Raw genomic sequence first — 24,135 nt, forward strand, 5'->3', positions numbered from 1 at the left:
CGGACCAGGGGGCACTGATGAACACGCGGACCGAGGTCTCCGCCTTCTCCGTGGTGGAGAGCGGCCGCCACATACCCCGGCCCGGCAGCGGCGTGCTTCGCCGCCCGGTGGGGCGCAAGGGGCTCGTCGGCCGCGGTGCCGAGCTGCGCCGGCTGCGGGCGTTCGTCCGGGACGCGGCGGCGCACGGTGCGACCCGTGTCGTGTGCGCCGAGGCCGGGGCGGGCAAGTCGGAGTTCCTGGCGGCGGGTGTCGAGCTGGCGTCCACCGAGGGCATGTGTGTGCTGCGCTGCGCGGGCAGCCGGGACGGCACCCCCTACGAACTCTCCGGCCTGCTGCAGATCCTCTGGCCCCTGTTGGGGGATGCGCGCGTCCCGCTGGGCAGCAAGGACCTGTCCGCCCTGGAGATGCTGCTCGTCGACGGCGCCCCGGCCCACACGGACCGGGCCAGGCTGCCCTTCACCGTGCTGCGCGTGCTGGAGTCGGTCAGCGCCGAGCGACCCCTGCTGATCGCCGTCGACGACTGGGACACGCTGGACGCGCCCAGCGCGGAGGTGCTCGCGTTCGTCGCCCGCAGGACGGCAGGGCACCCGCTGGGCCTGCTGCTGACCACGCGGCCGCACCCCCGCCGTACGGCCCTGGCGGGGCTCCCCGAACTGCCGCTGCGCCCGCTGACACCGGCCGAGTCCGCCACGTTGCTGGCGATGCGGCGCCCAGGCCATGACGCGCACACCCTGCACGACTTGATGGCGACCGCGGCGGGCAACCCCCTCGCGCTGCTGGAGCTGCCCACCTGGACCGGGGACCGCGTCCCCTACCTGCCTGCGTCCTCCGACCGGCTGGCGGCTGCCCTTGCCCCCGGAGCCTCCCGGCTGCCCGCCGCGACCCGGAACCTGCTGCTCGTGGCGGCGCTGCATCCCACGGCGGATCTGCCGCTGCTGCTCGCGGCGGCCTCCCGGCTCGGGGAGCGCGCGACGAACTTCGCCGCCATGGAGCCCGCGGAACGCCAGGGCCTCGTCGTCTTCGACGGCGTACGCATGGTCTTCGGTCACCCCGCCATGGCCGGCGCCGTGGTCCGCGAGACCGGCCCCCGGCGCTGCCGCGCCGCACACGCGGCGCTCGCCGCGGAGCTGACCGAGGGCTCCGTCCGGCAGCTGTGGCACCTCTCCCAGGCGGCGGAGGAGGCCGACGCGGAGCTCGCCGGCCGCGTGGAGGACGCCCACCGCCTGGCCCTGCGGCAGGACGACCCGGCGCTGGCCCTGCGCCTGCTGCGGCGCGCGGCCGACCTCTACAGCGGGTCCGGGGACCGGGGACGGTGCCTGCTGCGGGCGGCCCAGCTCGCCGGGGACGCGGGCTGGGTCCGCACGGCGCGGGCTCTGTGCCGCAGGGCGCTGGCGCATCCCCTGGGACCGCTCGGCGCCCTGTACGCGCGGACGGTGACGGGGGGCGACAACCCGGCCGCCCGGCTGCTGACGGAGCCCGGCGGCTGGCCTCTGCCGGCCGACGCCGCCGAGGTCGACAGCGCCCTGGAACTGGCGGAGCTGACGGCACCGGCCGTCACCGCCGACACGGCGCGCGCAGACGCGCTCCTCACCTATCTCGACGCCCTGCCGTCGGACGCCTCGCACGACCCGCGGCTGTTGCACGCCGTGGCCACGGCGGCGCCGGTCCGCCGGGCCGCCACCGTCATCACCCGGCTGGCCGCGGCCGGCCGACGCGACAACGTTGCTCTGCGCGATCTCGAACGCCTCGGTGAGGCGGCCCTGCGCGGCGGCGCCCCGCTGCGGGCGCTGGAACTGCACCGGCAGGCGGAACGCCGCTGCCGCTTCCACGACCTTCCCGACCGGCTGCCCCTCATCCTGCTCCGACAGGGGCTGGCCCATCTGGTCACCGGCGACTGGGGGCAGGCCGAGACCACGTTCCGGCGCTGCGGCGAGCAGGCCGGGGAACGTGGGCTCACGAGCGAGTCAACGGCAGCGGATCTGCTCGAACGGCTCACGCGTGGCCTGCGGACCGGCACGGTGCCGGCGCCGGCCGACGCACATGACGTCGAGACCGCACGGCGGTCGGTGAGCGCGATGGACGAGATCCTTGCCGTGGGCACGGGCTGGGCCCAGGTGGAGAGCGGCGACGTCGCCGCGGGCTACGCCACCCTCGCGCGGCTGCTGGCCGATCCCGGGCGCTGCACTGCGGTCCTGTTCGCCCTGGTCCCCTTCGCGGAAGCGGCCGCGGCCGTGCAGGCGTCGGAGTCGGCGCGCGCCCGGCTGCGGCTGCTGGAGCGGGAGCTGGGCCCCGAGCGGGCCCCGCTCGTCGCGGTCGCCCTCGCCGTGGCCGAGGCCGTCCTGGCGGACGACCGGGACGCGGGTGCCCTCTACGAGCGGGCCCTGGCCATGGATGTGTCCCAGAGCCCGTTCCTGGAGGCGTCGTTGCGCCTCGCGCACGGGCGGCGGCTGCGCCGGTGGCACGAGTCCACCGACTCGCGCGTCACGCTGCGCCAGGCCGCGGCCACCTTCACCATGGTGGGCGCCGACGCCCGCGTCACACGGATCACCGAGGAGCTGCGGGCCTCCGGCGAACGGGCCGACACCGTCACCTCGGGCGCACCCCGGGCCGCCGGCGCTGCCGACGTGCTCAGCTCGCAGGAGCTGCGGATCGCCCGGCTGGCCGCGCGCGGCCTGTCCAACCGGCAGATCGGCGCGGAGCTGGGACTCTCCCCCCGCACGATCGGCGCCTATCTGTACCGGATCTTTCCCCGGCTGGGTGTGACGGCACGGGCGCAGCTGGCCTGTGTGCTGAGAACGGACGGCCAGGCTCTCGTCTGACGTACGTGTGACGGGCGCCCCCATCTGTCACACGTACGTCACCGCAGGTCCTTGCGCGCGGCGAGCTGTGCCCTGGAGGTGACGTCGAGCTTGGGGAAGATCTGGTAGAGGTGCGAGGCCACCGTGCGGGCCGACAGATGGAGCTGCTCGCCGATGGCCCGGTTCGTCAGGCCCCGGGCGGCGAGACGGGCGATGGTGAACTGCTGGGGGGAGAGCAGACGGGCCGCGGTGTTCCCGGCGGGCTCGGCCTCCTCGGCGTCCGGCCGGCCGGCCGCCCGCAGCTCCGAGGCCGCCAGTTCCGCGCGGGAGGCGGCCCCGAGGGCCAGGAAGAGCGCCTCGGCCGTGGCGAGCGGAGCACGGGACTCGACGACGCGGCGGCGGCGCCGGAGCCGGACCCCGTAGTTCAGGTGGGTCATCGCGTGCAGCAGCGGCCAGCGTACGGCGTCGTCACCGATGGCCTCGTGGTAGCGGGCCTCGGCCTCGTCGTCGGGGGCGAGCACCGCGTCGGCGTAGGCCAGGATGCGCCGGAGCATCGGCGCCCGGCCCGGGTGGGTGCGGCGCGCGACCTCCTCGACGACGGCCCGGGCGTCGTCCGTCTCACCCGCGGGCAGGGCGGCCTCGACGAGGAAGGCGAGACCCCAGAACTGCTGGAACGAGTACGGGGTCAGCAGTTCGGTGAACGATGAACGCAGCTGTGTGTACGCCTCCGCGTACCGCCCCGTGCCGGAGGCCGTCAGCACACGTGTGAGGGTGGCGAGGTTCAGGTGCTGGCCCTGGCCGAGGTGGCGGGATGCCTCCTCGATCGCCGCGGCGCGCTCCAGGGCCTTGTCGTGCCGGCCCTGGAGCGCCTCGATGACACCGAGGGCACCGACCGCCCGGGCCGCGTAGTCGGCGTGGCCGAGCTCGGCGGCGATCATCCTCGCCTCCGTCGCCCTCGCCTGCGCGGTCTGCCACTCGGTGCCCAGCCAGATCTCGCCCAGGGCTCTGGCCTCCAGGATCTGCGGCAGCCGGCCGGTGCGCCGACCCGCGCGCGCGAGCGCCTCGGCGCCGTCGAGGAAGTGCGCGGCCTGTTCGAGGTCGCCGGTGAGGTGGGCGGCCTGGCCGAGGAAGAGCCGCTCGTCCGGGGCGGGCGACTCGCGCAGCCGCAACAGTTCATGGCTGATCGACAGGGCGTCGGTCAGCGCCAGGGTGACGAGGTCGCGCGCGCTCCACGGCGGGCTCCGCAGCTCGTGCACGGTACGGACGACCAGCGCCCGTTCGGCGTCGTCGGTCTGCTGCCACCAGCACCGGCCCGCGGCGGTGTGCAGCAGTTTCTGCGCGAGTACGGGATGGGTGGCGGCGACGGACCGGGCCGCCGAGCAGAGCTGGGCGATGCGCTCGTGGCCGGTCGGGGAGCCGCCGGGCAGGAGGTCGTGCAGCCACAGGAGCATGGCGCGGCCGAGCTCGCCGAGTTCGGCGGGGTCGATGCCGCGGGCGTGCCGGCGGGCCTGGGCGTCCAGGCCGTGGTGGCAGGCCAGTTCGGCGGCGCGCAGCAGCCTGGCGGCCCGGCGCCGCGGGTCAGGGGAGAGGTGCGCGGCCCCTTCGAGCGCCGCGAGGGCGACCAGCAGCGTGGTGCCCGGCCAGGGGCCTTCGGCCAGCGTCTCCAGGCGCTGCGCGAGGTCCTCGTCGCTGCCCGCGGCGCACTGGGCCGCGTGCCAGGCCGCGTGCGTGGGGTCCGCGGCGCGGTCGCCGAGTGCCGCGTGCGCGGCCATGCGGCGGGCGGCCGGCTCCCGGTGCAGGACCGCCACGCGGATCAGCTGCTGGGGGAAGTGGGCACAGTGCTCGTGCGCGACGACGAGCCCGCGGGCGACGACCTCGTCAAGGCCGGCCCGCGCGTCCTGCTCACTGCCCAGCAGGCGCGTACCGGCGTCCAGGATCTCCTGGAGGACCGAGGAGACACTCAGGGCGGCGGTGAGCAGCACACCGGCGCCGTGGGCCGACAGTGCCTCCAGGTCCTCCTCGTACGCCTCGGCGAGCCGGGGGGAGGCGGGGAGCAGGCCGAGGCCGGCCGCCTCGCCGAAGCCGCGGCCGCTGCCGTTCGGTGACAGTTCCGTGAGCGCGAGCGGGTTGCCCCGGGCCACGGCGAGGACGAGCTCCTCCTCCGTGGGCGCCGCCGGGCGGCCGTCGCGCCGCAGGAGTGCGCGGGCCTCGGCGGTGGGGAGCGGTGAAAGGACGCTGGTGAACGCGGACGGCGGCAGCCAGTCGGCGGCGGCCCGTTCGGCGACGATCATGCGTACCTGGGTGTCGCCGCACAGGTGGGCCATCGCGCGCAGGACGACGCGGCTCTCACCGTCGAGACGGTCGAGGTCGTCGACGCGGAGGAGGACGGGGTCCGCGGGCATCCGCAGCAGGTGCAGCGCGGCCCGGGCGAGGCCGGCGGGCGCCGCTGCCGTGCGGTCCCCGCCGAAGGCCGATGCCAGCAACTCCCGTTCTTGGTGCGGCAGGTCGCCGAGGCGGGACAGGCGGGGGCGGAGCAGCCCGTGCAGGGCAGCGTGCGGCAGGTCCCTCTCGGCCGGGGCCCAGGACGTCGACAGGACGGGGATGTCCGCTTGGGCCGCGGTGAGTGCGGCGTACCGCAGGACGGCGCTCTTCCCGGCCCCCGGGCCGCCGCCGACGTGCAGGACCCGGCTTCCGCCGGGCGGGTCGGCGAGGAGGGCGGCCACCAGCTCGCGTTCGTGCGCGCGGCCGATCAGCGCACGGTCGTCGGACCGCATGTGCGCACTCATGTCGTTCTCCCCCGCTAGGCCCGGCACGTCTTCACGGGCCACATGTGCGCCCAGGCCGGTCGACCGTCCGGACCGGGCCCGGAAACAGGTACTTTAACATTCAGGTTTCTCCGCCACGCTCTGTCGCTGTCGCCGGGCTCCGTTGGGGGCCCGGGACCCGCCCGCCGGCGTGCCCAACCTGCGCGTACAGGGCGCTGATGCTGACGGCGGAGCCGTGTTCGAGCCGACGGAACACCCAGTCGATCGGCGAACACCGCCCGGCGCCCGGCATCTCCACGACCAGGGGCACGGCCCCGTGCGCGGCCGGAGCGTGGCACCAGACCCCTCCGCCATGCCGGATCAGGACCTCCCCGACGTAACACCCAAAGGAAACGAGCGACTCGGCCACCTCGCCGCCGGTGACCCCGTCGCTGCGGAACCCGTCGACGATGTCCTCCACGAGGCCGATGCTGCCCGGGCTGTAGTCCAGCTCCGCGTCGCTGATGTCGGATGCGGCCGCGACGACATCGGCCGCGAGCCAGGGCGCACTGGCCGGCTCCAGCAGATATTTCATGTGCAGCTGCATGATCGTCCTCGGACCGCTCGTGCCATCGACGCTGTCGAGGCTAGCCGCAGAACCCCGGCCGCACAGGCTCTCGAACATAAGCATTTGGTCACTGCCCGCGCGGCACACGCGCCTGCCGGCCGGATCCCACGCTTCGGGGGCCCTGCTCCCGCGGTCGACCGTGCAGTCGATCGACTCATGCCTGCGGCCCGCGGGCCTGCGACAGTCTCCACACGTGCGAACCCCAGAAAGGGACATACCCATGGCGCGCCCTCGGGCATTCAACACGGACGTGGCAGTGGAGCGGGCCACCCGCCTGTTCGCCAAGCAGGGGTACGGCGCCACACCGATGCCCCAGCTGACGGCTCGGCTGAACATCGGCAGCGGCAGCCTGTACGCGGCGTTCGGCTCCAAGGAGGGCCTCTACGCCCGCGCTCTCGGCCACTACTGTGAAGAACTGGTACACACCCTCGGAGAACGGATGGCTGCCACCACCGATGTGCGGGCCGCGCTGCGGAAACTGCTGCTCGCCCTGGCCGCGGCCGATGTCGCGGACCCGGAACGGGGCTGCCTGCTGGTCAACGCGGCGACCGAGCGCGCCGCCCACACGGCCACGGTCGAGCGGGTGAAGGCGACCATGGCGGCGGTGGAGTCGGTGCTCGTCGACGCGTTGGAGCGGGCCCGGGCCAGCGGTGAACTGCGGCCCGGACACGAACCGGTGGAGCTGGCCCGCTTCCTCACCACGTTCATCCAGGGGCTGCACGTCATGGGCAACGCGCGGGCGGACCGCGTCTTTCTGGAGGCCGCCGTGTCCGGCGCGCTCCGCGTGCTGGACTGACGGTTCCGGCCATGCCGGGGCGAGGTGTGCGCACTCCGGCGAACTCCGCGACCACCCCCTGTCGTTCACCAGGAGCGGCACAATCTCGCACACGCGACGACCTGAGGAGTTCTGATGCATGCGCTCGCCGACTCGATCGAATCGATGGAACAACTCTCCGTGGTCTGGCGCGCCATGGTGCTCGACCGTGACCCGGACGCCGACGTCCGCGACCTGCCCGGCATCGCCGTCCGGTGGGCCGACTGCCGTTTCCCCTTCTGGAACTGCCTCACGCTGACCGAGGTGGGAGCGGACACCGCGCTGGTGAGCCGCCGTCTCGACGAGGCCGCGGAGATCATGCGGTCGAAGAGGCAGCCCGGTTTCCTGTGGGTCTTCGACGACCTCCTCCAGGAGGACGCGGCCGCCGCGCTGGACGCGGCGGCCGGGCGCGCCGGGCTCGTGTTCGCCTTTCCCGGCACGGGGATGGCGGGAGACTTCCTGCCTCTACCCGAGCCATCCCACGCCGAGTTGACGTTCGTCCGGGTGACGACCGACGCACACCTGCTGGCGTACGCGGACATCAACTCCCGTGCCTACGGATTCCAGGTGGAGGACGGGCGCGACGGCATCGCCGGCTCCACGATGTGGCGCGACCAGGTGCATGCCTATCTCGGCGTGCGGGACGGCGTGCCGGTGACCTGCGCCGCCACCGTAGAGGCCGAGGGGCGCCTGTTCGTCGCGCTCGTCGCCACCGATCCGGCCTGGGAGCGCCGCGGTTACGGCGAGGCGGTCACCCGCAAGGCGCTGTACGAAGGGGCGCGGGCCACCGGAGCGCGCCGGGCGACCTTGCACGCGACGGTCGCCGGGGCGCCGGTCTACCCGCGGATCGGTTTCGAGCCGAACTCGCCGATGCGCTTCTACGCCCTGCAGGACTGAGCGGGCCCTGCCCCGTCGCCCCGGTTGCGCCGGGCTCAGCCCATGTCGTGGACCTCCTGGATCGCGGAGACGAAGGCGTCCGGACGCTCCTGGGGCAGGTTGTGGCCCGCCCCGGGGACCACGTGGTGGGCGAAGGGCCCGGTGTAGTGCGGCTTGTAGGTACTGCCGTCGGTCCAGGGCGTCACGCCGTCGGCCTTGCCGTCCAGCGTGACGGTGGGGGCGGGGATCGTCGGCTGTTCGAGCAGGCGGCGCTCCAGCTTCTCGTAGCGGGGCGCGCCCGGGGCGGCGGCGAGGCGGTGGCGGTAGCTGTGCAGCGTGACCGCGACGTAGTCGGGGTTGGTCCACAACGACGCGGTCTGCGCGAACTCCGCCTCCGTGAACTGCCATTCGGGCGAGTTGCGCTGCCAGACGACGCGGCCCAGGTCCTCCCTGTCGCGCTCCAGCCCCTTGGCCCCGCGCTCGGTGAGGAAGTAGAAGAAGTACCAGAAGCCCAGTTCGAGGGCGGGTGCCAGTGGCTCCTGGGCGCGGGCGATGTTCTGGATGAGGTAGCCGTTGACGGAGACCAGGCCGGTGCAGCGGTGGGGCCACAGGGCCGCGGCCACGTTGGCGGCGCGCCCGCCCCAGTCGTACCCGGCGTACAGGGCCCGCCGGATGCCGAGCGCATCCATGAACTCGATCAGGTCGGCGCCGATGGCAGCCTGCTGTCCGGAGCGGAAGGTGTCCCGATGGCGGAACCTGGTCTCACCGTGGCCGCGCAGATAGGGGATGTAGCACCGGAAACCGCGGTCGGCGAGGGGCGGTGCCACCTCCGCGTAGGAACCGACCGGGCTGAACGGCCAGCCGTGCAGCAGGATGACCGGTACGCCATCCGCCGGGCCGACAGCGTGGTAGGCGATGTCCAGGGCGTCGGTGCGCACGTGCCGCAGTGGGCCGAGCCCTTGGTATGCCCCGGACGCGGCGGAGGCCGTCCTCTGCGCGGCGGCGACGGCCTGGCCCGCTCCGGGGAGCCCGACCGTGCCGGCCGCCGTCGCCACCGCCTGGGACACCCTGCGTCTGCTGATCACGTCGTTCCTCTCGTCACCCGGCGGAACATACGTGTCGCACACCCGCCGCACTCAAAGTCACCATATTGACTGGTGATAAGACTCCTCCCCCCTTGCATACATGTCAAGGAGGAAAAGTGTGGATCGGACACGCCAAGGTGTGCGACCTGAGACCGCTACGGCTACGGTGTCCGTTCCAGCGCCCGGTGGCCGCGGATTCCGGGCGGGGCCTCCGGGCCGCTCTGCCGCAGGTCACAGAGGCGCAGGAACGCGTTGGCGTACGGGGAGGGCGGTCAGTTGTCGCCCTGGAGAATCGACAGGAACTGGAGCGCCTGGAGGTAGATCCACACCAGGGTGGTGGTGAGGCCAAAGGCCACGAACCAGGCCTCGTTCCGCGGGGCGCCGTACGTGATGCCGTCCTCGACCTGCTTGAAGTCAAGGGCCAGGAAGGCCGCGCCGAGCGCGATGCCGACGATGCCGAACACGATGCCGAGGGCACCGCTCCGGAAGCCCAGGCCGTTGCCCGCGCCGAACGCGGAGAACAGCAGGTCCGCCACGAGCAGCAGCAGGAATCCGGTCGCCGCGGCGAGGACGAAACCCTGGAAGCGCCGGTCGACACATATCCAGCGGCGCTGGTAGGCGATCAGCACACCCGCGGACACCGCCATGGTACCCAGCACCGCCTGGACGACGACGCCGGGCGCGATCCACACCGAGGTGGCGCTGGAGACCGTGCCGAGGAAAACACCTTCGAAGGCCGCGTAGCCGAGAATCAGCGCCGGAAAGGGTGTGCGCTTGAAGCTCTGCACCATGGACAGGGCGAACGCGACGAGGGCGGCGGCGAAGGCGATGCCGTAGGACCGACCGATCCCGGTGCTGTCGACGGGGAGCAGGATCCAGGAGAGGGCGGCGGTGAGCACGACCGTGCCGAGCGTGGCGGCGGTGCGCACGACAACGTCATCGATGGTCATCGCCGTCCCGGCGGTGCTCCGGGTGCCCTGCGCGGTGGACGGGCCGGCGGTTGCGCCATAGGGGTTGGTCAGGGCCGGGACGGCCGGGTCCGCCCCGGCCGCCGCGCCGACGGGCACGGGTTCGAGCCGCTGGATCGTGCGGTCGACGCAGCCGTCGCCACTGCCGCGGCCCCACCGGGAGAAGACCGGATTACTACTGCGCATGACGTTCCCTCCGGGGCCGCGGTGGTGCGCGGCCGCAGCCTCCCTGGCAATCGGCGCGACGCGCAGGCGCCCACGGCATGGATAGACCCATACATGAGGTGTTTGGTGTGCCCAAACGCCCACTCACGTGCCACTTCACGGGGGTATATTCACAAGATTCGATTACACTGACGTCTATGAGGGCCGACGCCGCACGCAATCTCGAAGCCGTCCTGACCACGGGTGCACGCATGCTCGCCGCCGATCCGGGCGCGAGCATCGCGAGCATCGCCGCGGAGGCCGGTGTGGACCGCAGGACCGTCTACCGGCGGTTCGACACTCGTGAGGAACTACTCGCGGCGATCTACGTGTCCCGGCTGGAAGCCATCGAGCGGGCGATCGCCGACGCGCGCCTGCGCGAGGCCCCCGTGGCGGTGGCCCTGCACCGCTACGTGGAGAACATCATCGCGGTGAACCGCACCTGGCCGGTCGATCTCACCCGCATGCTCGCCGACGACGCGATCCGCGAGCGGCGGGACGCCTCGGTCCGGGAGGTCGACGCGTTCGTGCAACGCGCCGTCGAGGAGGGGACGTTCAGGGCCGGGGTGCCGGACGGCTGGGCGCAGGCGCTGCTGCCCGAGCTGATGCATCTCGTGGTCCGGCGCCTGCCCGAGCTGACCGACGGGCAGGCGGCGGACCTCGTCGTCGACACCTTGCTGAAGGGCCTCGGACCTGCCTGACCGGCCGGGTGCGGCACAGGTCTTGCGCAACGCCCTCGAATCACTGGTGGCCAAGGGAAAGAGCCGACGCCGAGTCCGTCAACACCCGTCCCTCATCCGTCAGCCGCGGCACCCCTTCGGCCGCCCTCTTTCGTGTCCTCGTCGGCCCGACGGAGAGACGGCACCTGCGCACCATGTCGGTGTCGGCGCAGTCTCACACCACACGCGGAGGCCGCCATGGCCCTCTCCTCCGGCACCCACTCCTTCATCCTCAGCGGCGTCCGACGTCCGGCGGCCTGGCTGACCGCACGGCGCACGTGTGCGGTCGGCCCGGTGTTCAGTCGCGCAGTGACCTGAAGGCGGTGCGCAGCTCCTGGGCCAGCAACTGGGGCTGCTCCCAGGCGGCGAAGTGGCCTCCCTTGTCGACCTCGTTCCAGTGGATGAGGTTGCCGTAGGCCCGCTCGCCCCAGCTCCGCGGCGCGGGATAGATCTCGCGGGGGAACACGGTGACCGCCACCGGGACATCGGGGATGTCGACCGCGTTGAACGGCCCGCCTCCGGTCTGCGTGCCCTCCCAGTAGAGGCGGGAGGAGGACGCCCCGGTGTTGGTAAGCCAGTACAGCGAGATGGCGTCGAGGATCTCGTCGTAGGTGAGGACCTTCTCGGGTTCGCCGCCGGAGTCGGTCCACTCCGCGATCTTGTCGTAGTAGTACGCCGCCATCGCCAGGGGCGAGTCGGCGAGGGCGTAACCGATGGTCTGCGGGCTCTCGTTCATCATCGCCGCGTAACCGAAACCGTCACGGTAGAAGTGCAGCAGCCGGTGGTAGGCGAGCTTCTCGCGGGCGGAGAGGGTCGAGGGCGCAGCGTCGAAGTTGCGCAGGTGGCGCAGGACGTCCGGGGGCACGGTGCCCGGCATGTTGACGTGGATGCCGAGCAGACCCTCCATCCGCTGCGTGGCCTGGATCTGCGCGATGATCGAACCGTGGTCGCCGCCCTGGGAGACGTACCGCTGATAGCCGAGGCGGTGCATGAGCCGGTGGAGCGCGGTCGCCATGCGGGCGGGGTTCCACCCGGTCGTCCTCGGCTTTCCGGACCAGCCGTGGCCGGGCAACGTCGGCAACACGAGGTGGAAGGCGTCCTCGGCGCGCCCGCCGTGTGCCGTCGGGTTGGTCAACGGGTCGATGATTTTCAGGAGTTCGATGATCGAGCCCGGCCAGCCGTGTGTCATGAGCATCGGCAGGGCGTCGGGGTGCGGTGAGCGGATGTGGGCGAACTGGATGTCCACGCCGTCGATCTCGGTGATGAACTGCGGCAGCGCGTTGAGTCTTGCCTCGACCTTGCGCCAGTCGTACCCGCTCTCCCAGTACTCGACCAACGGACGGACCTTCGCCAACTGGGCGCCCTGGGATCGGTCGCGGACGAGCTCACGGTCCGGCCAGCGGATCGCCCGCAGGCGCTGGCGCAGGTCACGGAGGTCCTGCTGCGGAACCCCGATGCGGAACGGGCGGACTCCGGGGGGCAGGTCTGCGGTGCCGGGGGCAGACACCGTGGCAGGGGTGGCCGGACCCGCTGTCGCGGCCTGCGCCCCGCCGGCCAGCCCCAGTTGCGTGGCGGCGACGGCGCCCGCGGCGAGCCCCATGAAGCGGCGGCGGCCCGTGGTGCTGCCCGCGTCTGCGGTCGTATCCATGTGGGGGCTCCTTGGATCGGGGGTGCTGAGCCGGCCCATGCAGATACCGGTTCAGGCGGTGACCTATTCACACATGGTGATCATACGTATCTCAAAGTGCCAGTCAAGTTGCTTACGCTTCATACGTGTGAGCAGCCGTTCGGCCGGATGGAAGGCAACATGCGCGGAACGACGAATGGGCCCTACAGGCATGGCAGCCTGAGGGCCCATCGGACGGGGCGGGCGTCAGCCCTGGGTGCTGTTCTGGCGGGCCCGGTAGGTGGCGGCCTTGACCCGGTTGCCGCAGGTCCGCATCGCGCACCATTCCCGGCGATGGCCGCGGGAGCGGTCGAGGTAGGTCTGGGTGCACTCGGGGCGGGCACACTCACGCAGCAGGTCCCCGTCCGGACCGCCGAGGATCTCGACCGCCTCCCGGGCGAGGGCCGCGAGCCCCTGCGAGACCGAACCGGTGCGGGTCGTACCGTCGGGACCGAGCCGCAGTGTGACGGGCATGCCCGACGCGTGGAGGTTCAGCTCGGCGACCGCGTCGGCGGGCAGCGGCTTGCCGTCCATCCGTGCGACGGCCAGATCGTAGATGGATTCACGCAGGTCGATGGCGATGGCGAGGTCCACCTCGCTCGCGCCCGGCGCCAGATCGAGCATCCCGGACTCCACGAACCAGTCGTCGAGCAGCTCGGGGGTGGCGAGCTTCTCCGTCGGCAGGTCGTTGCGTCGTGCGCGCAGCGTGCCCACGAAGTCGAGAGGGAGCGTCCCACAGGGAAAGGCATGATTCACGTAACCATTCTGAACAGTTAGCGGCCGGAATGCAACCCCATGAAACGGTGACTTCCTCCGGCATCACGCGTCCCCTTCGCCGCCAGGGCCGTCGGCCGGGCGTTCCCCGTCGCCGAACAGCCCCGCCAGGAAGGTGTCCAAATCCAGGGCGTCCACCTCGGCCTCCGCCGGGACCAGCCGGTACGTGGCCTGGATCCAGTCGGCCAGGGGCGGGACCGGCAGTTCGAAGACGGCGCTGCGACGCTCGGAGTCGAGTATCAGCCACACCATCCCCTCGTCGTACTGCGTCGGCCAGAGCTGCACATCGCCGTCACCGACGTCCTCGGACAGGCCGCGGTGGAGCAGTTCCCGGCCGATGCGCCAGGTGACGGACGACCAGCCGTGGGTGAACGTGGCGGACACGATCAGGGGCATGCCCGGGTCGAAGCGGAACTCCGCGCACACCGGCACACGTAGGTCCTCGTCCAGGACCCGCTCTATGACCAGAGGCAGCACGGGCAGGGCCTCGGCCTGGATGGGGCGGTCCCGCCGGCCGGATTGTTCGCCGTTCATGATGACGGGTTCTCCCCTTCATGGTGGGTGGTTGGGGTCGTCGACTCCCCCATGGTGACCGTGTCCGGCTGCCGGGCCATCAGTCACTTGACGGTGAATGACTCACACTCCCTTGACTTGGACTCTGTCTAATATAGGGTGTTTTCCAGATATCCCGCAGGGACGCACACTCGTACTGCGGACACTCATAAGGAGCGCGCCTTGCCCGAGAACAACCAGAAGCCGCTGACCACGGTCGCCGGCGCACCGGTGCCCGACAACCAGAACTCCGTAACCGCCGGAGCGCGCGGGCCGATGCTCCTGCAGGATGTGTGGTTTCTCGAGAAGCTCGCCCACTTCGACCGTGAGGTCATCCCGGAGCGCCGGATGCACGCCAAGGGCTCCGGCGCGTTCGGCACCTTCACGGTGACCCACGACATCTCGCGGTACACCAGCGCGAAGATCTTCTCCGAGATCGGCAAGCAGACCGAGATGTTCGCCCGCTTCTCCACCGTGGCGGGCGAGCGCGGTGCCGCCGACGCGGAGCGGGACATCCGCGGCTTCGCCCTCAAGTTCTACACGGACGAGGGCAACTGGGACCTGGTCGGGAACAACACGCCGGTGTTCTTCTTCCGCGACCCGCTGAAGTTCCCGGACCTCAACCACGCGGTGAAGCGCGACCCGCGCACCAACCTGCGCGACCCCGAGAACAACTGGGACTTCTGGACCAACCTCCCCGAGGCGCTGCACCAGGTCACGATCGTGATGTCCGAGCGCGGCATCCCGGCCTCCTACCGGCACATGCACGGCTTCGGCTCGCACACCTACAGCCTCATCAACGCCGAGGGCGAGCGGTTCTGGGTCAAGTTCCACCACCGCACCCAGCAGGGTATCAAGAACCTCACCGACGCCGAGGCCGAGGCGCTCGTCGGCAAGGACCGCGAGTCCCACCAGCGTGACCTCTTCGACGCGATCGAGACCGGTGACTTCCCGAAGTGGAAGCTGTTCATCCAGGTCATGCCGGAGGCCGACGCGAACCACTACCGCTTCCACCCCTTCGACCTCACCAAGGTGTGGTCGAAGAAGGACTACCCGCTGATCGAGGTCGGCGAGTGGGAGCTGAACCGCAACCCCGCCAACTACTTCGCCGACGTGGAGCAGGCCGCGTTCACCCCTGCCAACGTGGTCCCGGGCATCAGCTACTCCCCCGACCGAATGCTGCAGGGCCGACTCTTCTCCTACGGTGACGCCCAGCGCTACCGCCTCGGTGTGAACCACCACCAGATACCGGTCAACGCCCCGAAGAACCCGGTGAACTCCTACCACCGCGACGGCGCCATGCGCGTGGACGGCAACCAGGGCGCGACCCCGGGCATCGAGCCGAACTCGTACGGCCGCTGGCAGGAGCAGCCGGCCTACCGCGAGCCGAGCCAGGCCGTGGGCGCCGTCGCCGACCGGTTCGACTTCCGCGAGGACGACGACAACTACTTCGAGCAGCCCGGCAATCTGTTCCGGCTGATGAGCCCCGAGCAGCAGCAAGTGCTCTTCGAGAACACCGCCCGCGCGATCGACGGCGCGTCCCCGCAGACCATCGAACGTCACATCGGCAACTGCACGCAGGCCGACCCGGCCTACGGTGAGGGCGTCCGCAAGGCGATCGAGGCGCTGGCCGCCGGCCGGCTCTGACCGCAGGAAGCCCCGCGGACGGGTGCGCCCCGCACACTCCACGGGTGTGCGGGGCGCACCCCGCGAGCCATATGTACGGATGCCGAGGAGAGAGAGTATGACCCCGCTGACCGCCGAGCAGACGGAGCGCGTCGTCGCCGTCGCCATGGAGCTGGCCCGCGCCGGGGAGACCGCGCAGCTGACGGAGTTCGTGGCGCACGGGCTGCCTGTGGACACGGCCGACGCGCAGTCCAACACGTTGCTGATGCTTGCCGCCTACCACGGTCACGCGGAGACGGTACGGGCCCTGCTGCGGCTCGGCGCCGACCCGGATCTGCCCAACGCCCGCGGTCAGGTCGCCCTGGCCGGCGCGCTGTTCAAGGGTGCGGACGACGTCAGCACCGTCCTGGTCGAGGCGGGCGCGGACCTCGACACGGGGACGCCGACGGCCCGCGCGGCGGCTGCCCTGTTCGGCCGCGGCCACCTGCTGCACGGCCGTTAGGCCCGGCTCCGGCGCACCTGCGCTCAATAGGTCGTCACCAGCGGCTCGTCGGCGTCGACCACGCAAGGGGGCTGTTTCGTCACATGTATGTCTCAGCAGGCATCGTCGCCCTCCCGGACGAGTGTGAGCAGCCGGACCGTCTCCACGTAGAGCCACACCAGCGTCAGTACGAGGCCGAAAGCCGCCGTCCAGGCCTGCTCGGCGGGGACGCGGGCGGCGACGGCGCCCTCGACCTGCCGCAGGTGCAGGGAGAGGAACGCGGCCGCCAAGCCGACACCGAGGACGCCGAGGACGATGCCGAGCATGCCGCTGCGGAAGCCGACCCCCGCGCCCTCGGTGAGGAGGGTGAGCGGCACGTCCACCACCTCGAGCAGGACCAGTCCGGCCACGGCCGCCCCCGCGAAGGCCCGGACGCGGTGCGTCGCGCGCAACAGGCCGCGCCGTGACGCCGACAGGACGACGGCGAAGACCGCGAGGGTGCCCAGGACCGTCTGGCTCAGCACACCGGGCGAGAAGTGCGTGGAGACGGTGGTGGCGAGGGTGCCGAGGAGGAAGCCCTGGAAGGCCGCGAAGGCGAGGATCAGTGCTGGTGAAGGCCGGCGCCGGAGGTACTGGGCCGTCCCCAGGGCGAGGGCGGTCAGGCCGGCCCCGCCGGCCAGGGCGTACGAGGCCCCGAGGTCACCGGGGTCGACCGGTGGGGCCGCCAGGGCCCAGACGGCGGCGAGCGCGGCGGCGCCGAACGCGGCGGCCGTCCGGCCGAGGACGGCGTTCACCGTCAGGACGGAGCCGGATCTCTCGTATGCGGGGGCGGCTTCGGCGCCGCCGCGCCTCGGGGGCAGGCGCCGCGACAGCACCGGGTTGCTGCTGGTGAAGGAACGCTCCTCCATGAGCCACGCCCGGTGAGCCTCCGCTGCCTCGTTCGCGGCGGCCTGGCTCTCCTGGGCCGGCCCCTCGTGGTCCTGCTTCCGCCCGATCTGCTTCTTGTAGGTCTGCACGCGTTCGCCCGCTTCGGTGTGGTTGTTCCTGGTGGGAGTCTCAGCTTCACACGAGGCCAGTAACCCGTCAAGGCAGTTACTAAAGGTAGGTAACCATCTTGACGGGTTACGCACGCAAGAGCATGCTGAAGCAGCCACCCCGGAACGGAACACACCCACCAGACAGGCAGGCGTCACCATGTCTTCCCCACTCACCACGGAGTCCGACCGGGCGACCGAGCCCCTTCTCCGTCCCGGTGCGGCGCAGAGCGGTCTGCCGCCGCAGCCGACCGCCGGAGCATGGCCCGACACCGCCCACGTGTGGTCGTGGTCCCAGTCCGTGGCCCTGTTCGGGTACGGCCCCGCGAGCAGCGCTTTCCTCTGAGATCACGCATCGGCCTACGCAGACGTGGTTCGCGCACCGCCCCCGCCCTACGGGCCGTCCCGTCAGGAAGCGGCCGCGTCCTCTTCGAGCTCCGGACGACGGTCGTGCTCGCCGTGTGCCGTCTCCAGGAGAGGGCGCCAGGAGGGGACGGCCGAGCGACGGGCGCAGCAGGGCGCGGCGCTCGCTCGGTCATGCCGCCCCACACGCCGTGCTCGATCCGCTGGTCCAGGACATGGGAGAGGCACTCAGCCCTCACCGCGCACACGGCGCCGATCCCCCTTTCATACGGGAGACTCTCACCACCCGGTACGCCGCGGCGTAAGGTGCCGCCGGAACCGGGTCGTATCCCGTGAGAAACGCGGCCCTTTCTCTGCGCGCACTCGGAGCGTGGCTTGCGCGGCCGCGCCCCGCGAGGAAGTGCCCCAGTCCAGGGCGCCAGTCTTCGCCGCGGCCGCCGCATTTCGGTAGGCGGTCCCACCGCGCCCCCGACCATTGGGACGGAAAGTTCGAAGACCGCGCTCGTGACCCCCGACCGCGGACAGCGCGCGGGCCCGACAGCGATCCTCGTTCGGTCAGGTGCAGCTCAGGAGGCTGCCGGTAGCGGCCATCCCGGTCGGTCACTGTCCCGAGGGCGGCCACCACCGCCGCCTGGCCAGGAAGAGCAGCCCGTGCAGGGAGCCGTGGCGTCAGGGCACTGGTCCTCCACTTGGCGAGGCGTCAGTTCTGCCGCGCGGACTCGGTCCCGCGCCACGCATCGCTGCGTACGAGCGCGGTGAGTTGGGTGAGGCTCAGTACCGGCGTGCGACGTGTTCCGGGGAGTTGGTAGGCGCGGGCGTTGACTTCGGTGGCCAGTACGCGGAGCCCGTCGGAGCTCAGGGAGTCGGCCCGCCATTCGATCGCGCCCTTGCCGCCGTTCGTCGCCGGGCCGGTGCCGGTCGTGACAAGTGTGCCGTCGGCGAGTCTGCGCGCCTTGCCGAAGATCTTGCCGATGGTCGGGTCGGCCGGTTTCCAGCGCTGCACCGTGACGGCTATGAGGCACTTGCCGTGTCCGTCGTCGACGGTGAGGTGGCCGTAACCGGGCTGCCCACTCTGGTCGGCCACCCGCACTTCCCGGGGCAGCGTGTCGACGATGACACGTGTGATGTGGTCGGCCGGTACGGACTGGTCGATGCTCGGTGCGGGCCTGTGTACCGGCGCGGGCAGCATGGCCAGGATCGGCTTCCATGTGGGCGATCCGGCGATGTCGGCGAGTTCTTGCTGTGTCAGCGGCAGAGACGGACTTCGGTGAGGCAAGTTCGGCTCTGACGGGGTCGGCAGGGCCGCCGGGGCGTTCGACACCGAGATCACGAGCTGACGGCCGTTCTGGTACGTGAGAACGGCGGTGAGTCGTCGGGCGGCAGCGGGGCGGGATTCATCGACCGGAGAATTTTCGGAAACCAGTGTCCCCCCGCGATAACTCACCGTCGTGCATGCGCTGTGCGGGTGCAGCGCACTGTCCGGGCAGCTCAGGGCCGCCGGGTCGACGGGAGTCGGGAGGCGGCTCGCCGATACGACTACGCGCCCCTCGGCCCCGTTTCTCTTGAGAGCCAGAGAGGCAGCATTCGAGGGAATTCTCTGGCGGTCCTGCGTTTCTGATACGTGGAATTTCCCTCCCTTCGGAAGAAGCGTTTTCAAGGTTTGCGCGAGGGGGGTCCGGGCTCCTTGGGTGGCTGGCTCTTTCGGAGCTCCGCAACCTGACGCGAATACGGCGCCGGCCACCAGTACGGGCATTGCCAGTACCACGCGATCACGGATCGTCTTCACCGTTCCTGACTCAGCGGGGAGAGTTGTGGGCGGGCCGCCGTCCGTGCCGGATCGTCGGCCCGCCGTGGACAGCTCTGGGTCAGCAGGGGCGACCGGAGGAGATGGAGTCGTTGTAGGGGTAACTGAGCGTGTTCCACGTGTAGTTGTTCTGGAACACGCCCTGGATCCCGCCGTAGTTGTTATCCGTGAAGAGGCACCATGTCCGCCCCGAGTAGTTACTGATGTAGGAGACGCTGTCCTGGAAGTTTCCGTCGCTGCCGTTGCTCAGGTTCGAGAAGGCGTCGTACTCGTAGTCGCAGCGGTTCGTGGAATTGTAGGAGTCCTGGCACAGCTTGATGGCGCTTGCCGCGGGGGCGGCCGACGCGGGGGCCGTTGTCACGGATGCGATCAGGGCACCCGCCGTCATCGCGATACCGGCACTCGCCATGGCCTTTTTCGACAGCTTCATGATAACTCCTCCACCCGAAAGGGTTTCGTTGGATTTCAGGGGACCGGTCAAACCGGATATGCAGTACGACCTCGACGTGGTCGAGGTGGGTCCACAACTGTGCGGTCTGCGCGAACTCGGCGTCGGTGAACTGCCATTCGGGCGAGTTGCGCTGTCAGACGACCCAGGCCAGGTCGTCCCTGTTGCGGCTGTTCTACGTGCCTTGCCGCAGGGCGACGGCACGGCGTTCCGGAGCTCTGGCTACGGAGCCTCGCTGAGCACACGGTAGCTACGGAATCCTGAGGCGATCTCGGTGCCGCTCTGCCTGAGGCCGTCCAGCCGGAGCACGGCGTCGGTGTAGGGGGAGTCGGGCACGCCCGGCGTGCAGTCGGCTTTGTAGTACACGTCCACGTACTGGGTGAGAGAGAAGTTCTGCACCGAGTACATGGCCTGCGACAGGTTGTGGCACTCGTAGTTCGCGAGGTCGGCACGCACTTCCGTACCGCTGAAGTCGTGGGTCGAGTAGAAGGCGATTCCTCCGACCTCGACGGCCGAAGCGGGTGCGGACAGACCGGCGCCCGCGAGCACCGCCCCTCCGCATATAACGGCTGACGTTCCTACGAGACGGCGTTTCCACACTCTGCTCATGTGCACTCCTGGTATGTGTCGCTCGGGCTCGCTGCCTGCAGCGGAGTCGAGGTGTGCGCTACACATTTGCGGGTTCAACGAACACGCGTAAGTACTGATTCGGACATCGACGTCGCCACGAAGATGATCGCTGCCAGCGCTTCATGGTCACCAGACCACCGCCGGCCACCGCCCTGCGCACGCATGACCGCCGTCGGCGCCACCACTCGTCTGAACAACGCCCACCATCATGTCCTAGTACGTCGTCACCAGCGGCTCGTCCTCGTCGACGACATAAGTGGAGAGCATCATCGTCGTCACCTTGCCGACGTTGACGGCGTTGTGGATGACCCCGGAAGGGATGAAGAAGGGATCTCCCGTACGCAGCCGGATCGAAGGCCTGTCGTCGAACTTCATGAGGACGTCACCACGGATGATGTAGCCGACCTCCACTCCGGGGTGACTGTGCCGACCCGACTCCTTGTGCCGAGGGATCTGCACCAGCGTCTGCACCGTCTCCCAGCCCTCGGCCGGGGATGGGTGCTCCTGCAGCAAGGTCCTGGTCACACCGTCGGTCGAACCGGGGTCGGCCGGGTGCGGGCCGTGGGCCAGGTCGGCGGCCCGAGCGGTCGAGGAGAGAGCGGCGGCACCGAGGGCGCCGGCGGCCGCGACACCGCTGGTACGGAGAAGGGAGCGTCGATCGATCGTCACAGGTTCTCCCTGTAGGTGGCAGTAGCCAAACTGGACAGGATGGCTGTTCCTTCGGCCCTGCCAACATATCGACCGTCAGCGAGACACACAAGGTGCACACTCAGCCACATGTGTGTGCGTTGACCGACCGCAATGTGTGGCAACAGGTTTGACAGGGACAGACAGGCAGGCAGAACATGTCCATCCGGAACGACGTTGACGAGTCCCTCAAGTTGCTCCATCCTCTGTGCGGCGAACTCGCCCGGCGGCAGGGGCGTTGCAGGTCGTGGTACGGATCCGGTCCCATTCGCAAGCCGTGTACATGTTCGGTCTGCATACGGGCGGCAGCGCCTTTTTCCCTGCGCCATTCCTCGAAACGATTGGGTGACCATGCTTCTGCGAACCATCACCACACTGGCTGTCGGCGCGGCAGGGGCGTTGGCCTTCTGCATCACACCTGCGACCGCGGCCCCCTCCGCTTCTTGCGACGGTGCGCTCGTGCTCTGGGACAACGTCAACTACAGCGGCAAGAACGGCTGCCTGGGCTATTGGCAGGACACCGAGAACCTGTCGGGCTTCGATCTCCAAGACAAGGTGTCGTCCATACAGAACTTCACCGGCACCCCGTTCTGCCTGTACGTGGACAACGGTTTCGGCGGTGACAGATTCGAGATCGCCCCTCACACGTCGATCGCCGACATGAGGAACCCCGACCCCTACTGGAACGACAGGATCAGTTCGGTCAAACACAACGGCTGCTGACCACGAGCCCGGCGCAGAGGCGCGAGCTGAACTTCGGCCGGGCCGCCGAGCGGCTCAGGATTGCCGGCCCCTCACTCTCCCAGCAGATCAAGGCCCTCGAACGGGATCTGGGCGCCCGACTGTTCGACCGGGACCGCCGCTCGGTCTCCCTCACCCCGGCCGGCGCGGCCCTGCTCCCGGACACTCGTGCCCTGCCGGGCCGGGCCGATGACCTCAAGCGCCGGGCCGGCCGACTGTCGGGCTCGGAATCGGTACGGCTCGGCTACGTCAGTTGGCTCCCGCCGGACCTGACGTCGCGGACGGCAGCAGTGGCTCAGGTGCACGTCGATGCGTGGATCGCGCCCTCGCACACACAGGCTGCCCGGGTTGCTGACGGCAGTCTGGACCTGGCCGTCTGCTGGGTGCGGACCACGGACCTCGACCGGCTCGGGGTGCGGGCCCGGCTGCTCGGGGCCGACCGGCTGCACGCCGTCGCAAAGGGACGGCGACAGCGACGACGTACCGGTCGTGGCGGCCCGGGACACCGATGTCCTGATCGATGACGACTTCACCTCCTGGGCCTCCTGGAACGTGTACGCCGAGGAGCTGTCGCAAGCCACCGGGGCCCGCACCGTACGCATCTCCGACGGCGCCATCACCGGCCCCGCCTTCTTCGACCACGTCCGCCGGTGCCACCGTCCGGTCCTCAACTCCCCCAAGGGCCGGCAGACTCCGCTCCCCCAGGATCTGGTCCGCCGCGAGATCGTCACACCGAAGCCGTACTGGACCTGGTCGCTTGTCTGGCGGGAGAACGAAGAGCGGGCCGGGGTCCTCGCCACCGTCGACGCGCTGTGCGACGGCGTCGGAGACCTCGGGATCCATGCCCCGGACGCCTGGCTGCCGGCCGACGATCCCCACGCCCTGCGCGGCTGACCTGTGCTGCGAGCCTGAGCCTCGCAGACAGGAGGAAACGGGTCACGCCAAATCCCCTTACGGCCTTTGACGTTGCTGTCGCGTCGATCTGCCGTCCAATTAACCGACCGGTCGTCTAGTGATCGGTCATCTTCTTCGGAACGGGTCATCATGAGCACTCGGAGTCAGAAGGTCGCAGTCATCACCGGAGCGTCGCAGGGCATCGGCGCCGCCCTCGTCGACGCCTACCGCAAGCTCGGGTACGCCGTCGTCGCCACCTCGCGCACCATTGCCCCGGCCGACGACGCCGATGTCCTCACCGTGCAGGGCGACCTCGCCGATCCGGGCACCGCGGAGCGAGTGGTCGCCGCCGCCGTCGAACGGTTCGGCCGGATCGACACCCTGGTCAACAACGCGGGCATCTTCGTCGCCAAGCCGTTCACCGACTACACGGCTGAGGACTACGCGACGGTGACGGGTATCAATGTCGCCGGCTTTTTCCACATCACCCAGAAAGCCGTCCCGCACCTCCTCGCCCAGGGTGGCGGACACATCATCAACATCACGACCAGTCTCGTAGACAACGCGGACGCCAACGTCCCCTCGGTCCTGGCCTCGTTGACGAAGGGCGGCCTGCAGTCCGCCACCAAGTCCCTCGCCATCGAGTACGCGACCCGGGGTGTCCGTGTCAACGCCGTCTCGCCCGGCACCATCAAGACCCCGATGCACGGCGAGGAGGCCCATGAGTTCCTCGCCGCACTGCACCCGGTGGGGCGGATGGGCGAAGTGAGCGACATCGTGGATGCGGTGCTCTACCTGGAGACAGCTCCGTTCGTCACCGGCGAGATCCTGCACGTCGACGGTGGTATGAGCGCCAGACACTGACAAGCACACAGAGCACGGCCCGAGGAGCACGCCATGAACACCACACCGGACGACAAGGCCGTCCTGAGCTCGGTCCTCGACAAGTGGAAGGCCGCCGTCGACGCCCATCAGCCCGAGCACGTCGCCTCCCTCTTCACCGAGGACGCCGTCTTCCAGGGGCTGCAGCCCTACAGCGTCGGACGGCAGGGCGTCGCCGCGTACTACGGCTCCCAGCCCCCCGGGCTGAAGGCGGAGTACCGCATCCTGGAGACCAGGCGCCTTGCCGACGGCGTCCTCCTCGGTTACCTGGACGTCGAGTTCTCCTTCACCGACCGGCCCACGCTGGACGCCAGACTCTCGGTCCTCGCATCTCGCGTGGGCGACGCCTGGTACCTCAGTCACTACCAGGTCTCCCGCCTCACCTGAGGCCCGGCGCCTCGTCGTCGTACAGCATGCCTGTGGGCCCGCGATGATGATCAACCGTTACCGCGATTCGAAGGACCGGCTGTTCGCCCAGGCCGTGAACCAGGCCTTCGGGCCGCGAACCGTGGTGGTGACGAGCGCCGTGATCTGTCGGGCGCGATGGCACGATCCTCCGCCGAGCGGGGCGGGGTCGCTGGAGGGTCTCGAGGCGCAGGCACGCGCTCACCTCGGGCCGGCCCTGGCCGCTGGGACCTTGCAGTTGCGGACCCTCGCCGGCACCACCGCACTCGCCGAGGCCGGCAGCGATGGCCTCGCGGGTCCGCTGACAGCCAT

22 protein-coding genes and 3 pseudogenes are annotated in these 24,135 nt (G+C 70.4%); 11 read left to right on the plus strand and 14 right to left on the minus strand.

Annotated features, from left to right (window positions below; all coding sequences use genetic code 11):
- Positions 1 to 17 precede the first annotated feature (17 nt).
- A complete protein-coding gene (locus ACZ45E_RS22145; protein ID WP_468222927.1) occupies positions 18 to 2,819 on the plus strand; it encodes a helix-turn-helix transcriptional regulator in 2,802 nt (933 codons plus the stop codon).
- 38 nt (positions 2,820 to 2,857) lie between these two features.
- Here ACZ45E_RS22145 and ACZ45E_RS22150 read toward each other — a convergent pair whose 3' ends face one another.
- On the minus strand, positions 2,858 to 5,584 hold the full coding sequence (locus tag ACZ45E_RS22150) for a helix-turn-helix transcriptional regulator (RefSeq protein ID WP_468222930.1): 2,727 nt from the start codon (positions 5,582 to 5,584) through the stop codon (positions 2,858 to 2,860).
- A 100-nt stretch (positions 5,585 to 5,684) separates the two neighbouring features.
- Positions 5,685 to 6,149 carry a hypothetical protein gene (locus tag ACZ45E_RS22155; RefSeq protein ID WP_468222932.1) on the minus strand — a complete coding sequence of 155 codons (465 nt, stop codon included), beginning with the start codon at positions 6,147 to 6,149 and terminating at the stop codon, positions 5,685 to 5,687.
- Between the two features lie 241 nt (positions 6,150 to 6,390).
- On the opposite strand from ACZ45E_RS22155, the gene ACZ45E_RS22160 reads away from it, so the two are divergent.
- Together ACZ45E_RS22160 and ACZ45E_RS22165 are read left to right on the plus strand one after the other, a co-directional pair.
- On the plus strand, positions 6,391 to 6,966 hold the full coding sequence (locus tag ACZ45E_RS22160) for a TetR/AcrR family transcriptional regulator (RefSeq protein ID WP_468222934.1): 576 nt from the start codon (positions 6,391 to 6,393) through the stop codon (positions 6,964 to 6,966).
- 114 nt (positions 6,967 to 7,080) lie between these two features.
- Complete coding sequence (locus ACZ45E_RS22165) at positions 7,081 to 7,881, plus strand: GNAT family N-acetyltransferase (protein WP_468222936.1); 801 nt, start codon at positions 7,081 to 7,083, stop codon at positions 7,879 to 7,881.
- Between the two features lie 35 nt (positions 7,882 to 7,916).
- Here the strand turns inward: ACZ45E_RS22165 and ACZ45E_RS22170 are convergent, their stop codons facing one another.
- Entirely contained in the window at positions 7,917 to 8,945 is a 1,029-nt protein-coding gene (locus ACZ45E_RS22170) for an alpha/beta fold hydrolase (protein ID WP_468222938.1), read from the minus strand.
- Between the two features lie 272 nt (positions 8,946 to 9,217).
- Positions 9,218 to 10,099, minus strand: coding sequence for a Bax inhibitor-1/YccA family protein (locus tag ACZ45E_RS22175; RefSeq protein ID WP_468222940.1), 882 nt, complete (start codon positions 10,097 to 10,099; stop codon positions 9,218 to 9,220).
- A 230-nt stretch (positions 10,100 to 10,329) separates the two neighbouring features.
- Between ACZ45E_RS22175 and ACZ45E_RS22180 the strand changes: the two genes are divergently transcribed.
- Positions 10,330 to 10,818: a TetR/AcrR family transcriptional regulator gene (locus ACZ45E_RS22180; RefSeq protein ID WP_468223107.1), complete on the plus strand. Its 489-nt coding sequence runs from the start codon at positions 10,330 to 10,332 to the stop codon at positions 10,816 to 10,818.
- Positions 10,819 to 11,134: 316 nt separating this feature from the next.
- Here ACZ45E_RS22180 and ACZ45E_RS22185 read toward each other — a convergent pair whose 3' ends face one another.
- The 3 genes from ACZ45E_RS22185 to ACZ45E_RS22195 form a co-directional block, all read right to left on the minus strand.
- Entirely contained in the window at positions 11,135 to 12,484 is a 1,350-nt protein-coding gene (locus ACZ45E_RS22185) for an epoxide hydrolase family protein (RefSeq protein WP_468222942.1), read from the minus strand.
- Between the two features lie 225 nt (positions 12,485 to 12,709).
- Entirely contained in the window at positions 12,710 to 13,258 is a 549-nt protein-coding gene (locus tag ACZ45E_RS22190; RefSeq protein WP_468222944.1) for a CGNR zinc finger domain-containing protein, read from the minus strand.
- Between the two features lie 63 nt (positions 13,259 to 13,321).
- Positions 13,322 to 13,810, minus strand: coding sequence for an SsgA family sporulation/cell division regulator (locus tag ACZ45E_RS22195; RefSeq protein WP_468222945.1), 489 nt, complete (start codon positions 13,808 to 13,810; stop codon positions 13,322 to 13,324).
- Between the two features lie 201 nt (positions 13,811 to 14,011).
- Here ACZ45E_RS22195 and ACZ45E_RS22200 point away from each other — a divergent pair, with 201 nt between their 5' ends.
- Positions 14,012 to 15,475: a catalase gene (locus ACZ45E_RS22200; RefSeq protein ID WP_468222946.1), complete on the plus strand. Its 1,464-nt coding sequence runs from the start codon at positions 14,012 to 14,014 to the stop codon at positions 15,473 to 15,475.
- 97 nt (positions 15,476 to 15,572) lie between these two features.
- On the plus strand, positions 15,573 to 15,956 hold the full coding sequence (locus tag ACZ45E_RS22205) for an ankyrin repeat domain-containing protein (RefSeq protein ID WP_468222949.1): 384 nt from the start codon (positions 15,573 to 15,575) through the stop codon (positions 15,954 to 15,956).
- A gap of 92 nt (positions 15,957 to 16,048) precedes the next feature.
- Here the strand turns inward: ACZ45E_RS22205 and ACZ45E_RS22210 are convergent, their stop codons facing one another.
- A complete protein-coding gene (locus tag ACZ45E_RS22210) occupies positions 16,049 to 16,951 on the minus strand; it encodes a Bax inhibitor-1/YccA family membrane protein (RefSeq protein WP_468222952.1) in 903 nt (300 codons plus the stop codon).
- A gap of 178 nt (positions 16,952 to 17,129) precedes the next feature.
- Here ACZ45E_RS22210 and ACZ45E_RS22215 point away from each other — a divergent pair, with 178 nt between their 5' ends.
- A complete protein-coding gene (locus tag ACZ45E_RS22215) occupies positions 17,130 to 17,315 on the plus strand; it encodes a hypothetical protein (protein WP_468223116.1) in 186 nt (61 codons plus the stop codon).
- Between the two features lie 223 nt (positions 17,316 to 17,538).
- Here ACZ45E_RS22215 and ACZ45E_RS22220 read toward each other — a convergent pair.
- The 6 genes and pseudogenes from ACZ45E_RS22220 to ACZ45E_RS22245 all read right to left on the minus strand — a co-directional run.
- Positions 17,539 to 17,808: pseudogene (locus ACZ45E_RS22220) on the minus strand (hypothetical protein); the annotation flags it as partial.
- A gap of 224 nt (positions 17,809 to 18,032) precedes the next feature.
- Positions 18,033 to 18,608, minus strand: coding sequence for a hypothetical protein (locus tag ACZ45E_RS22225; protein ID WP_468222954.1), 576 nt, complete (start codon positions 18,606 to 18,608; stop codon positions 18,033 to 18,035).
- Positions 18,609 to 19,197: 589 nt separating this feature from the next.
- Positions 19,198 to 19,566: a hypothetical protein gene (locus ACZ45E_RS22230; RefSeq protein ID WP_468222956.1), complete on the minus strand. Its 369-nt coding sequence runs from the start codon at positions 19,564 to 19,566 to the stop codon at positions 19,198 to 19,200.
- A 240-nt stretch (positions 19,567 to 19,806) separates the two neighbouring features.
- The gene (locus ACZ45E_RS22235; RefSeq protein ID WP_468222958.1) at positions 19,807 to 20,193 is read right to left on the minus strand and encodes a hypothetical protein; all 387 of its coding nucleotides are present in this window, start codon (positions 20,191 to 20,193) and stop codon (positions 19,807 to 19,809) included.
- Between the two features lie 107 nt (positions 20,194 to 20,300).
- Positions 20,301 to 20,411 (minus strand): annotated as a pseudogene (locus ACZ45E_RS22240) (IS5/IS1182 family transposase); the annotation flags it as partial.
- 16 nt (positions 20,412 to 20,427) lie between these two features.
- Complete coding sequence (locus ACZ45E_RS22245; RefSeq protein WP_468222960.1) at positions 20,428 to 20,883, minus strand: cupin domain-containing protein; 456 nt, start codon at positions 20,881 to 20,883, stop codon at positions 20,428 to 20,430.
- A gap of 363 nt (positions 20,884 to 21,246) precedes the next feature.
- Here ACZ45E_RS22245 and ACZ45E_RS22250 point away from each other — a divergent pair, with 363 nt between their 5' ends.
- From ACZ45E_RS22250 to ACZ45E_RS22265, 4 genes and pseudogenes are all read left to right on the plus strand, one after another.
- Positions 21,247 to 21,624: a peptidase inhibitor family I36 protein gene (locus tag ACZ45E_RS22250; RefSeq protein WP_468222963.1), complete on the plus strand. Its 378-nt coding sequence runs from the start codon at positions 21,247 to 21,249 to the stop codon at positions 21,622 to 21,624.
- Positions 21,621 to 22,536: pseudogene (locus ACZ45E_RS22255) on the plus strand (LysR family transcriptional regulator). The gene ACZ45E_RS22250 and the pseudogene ACZ45E_RS22255 overlap by 4 nt, the downstream one beginning before the upstream one ends.
- Before the next feature lie 150 nt (positions 22,537 to 22,686).
- Positions 22,687 to 23,400, plus strand: coding sequence for an SDR family NAD(P)-dependent oxidoreductase (locus tag ACZ45E_RS22260; RefSeq protein ID WP_468222966.1), 714 nt, complete (start codon positions 22,687 to 22,689; stop codon positions 23,398 to 23,400).
- A 33-nt stretch (positions 23,401 to 23,433) separates the two neighbouring features.
- Complete coding sequence (locus tag ACZ45E_RS22265) at positions 23,434 to 23,805, plus strand: SgcJ/EcaC family oxidoreductase (RefSeq protein WP_468222968.1); 372 nt, start codon at positions 23,434 to 23,436, stop codon at positions 23,803 to 23,805.
- The last annotated feature ends 330 nt before the right edge of the window (positions 23,806 to 24,135 follow it).

This window comes from Streptomyces sp. NPDC030991 (assembly GCF_055571235.1).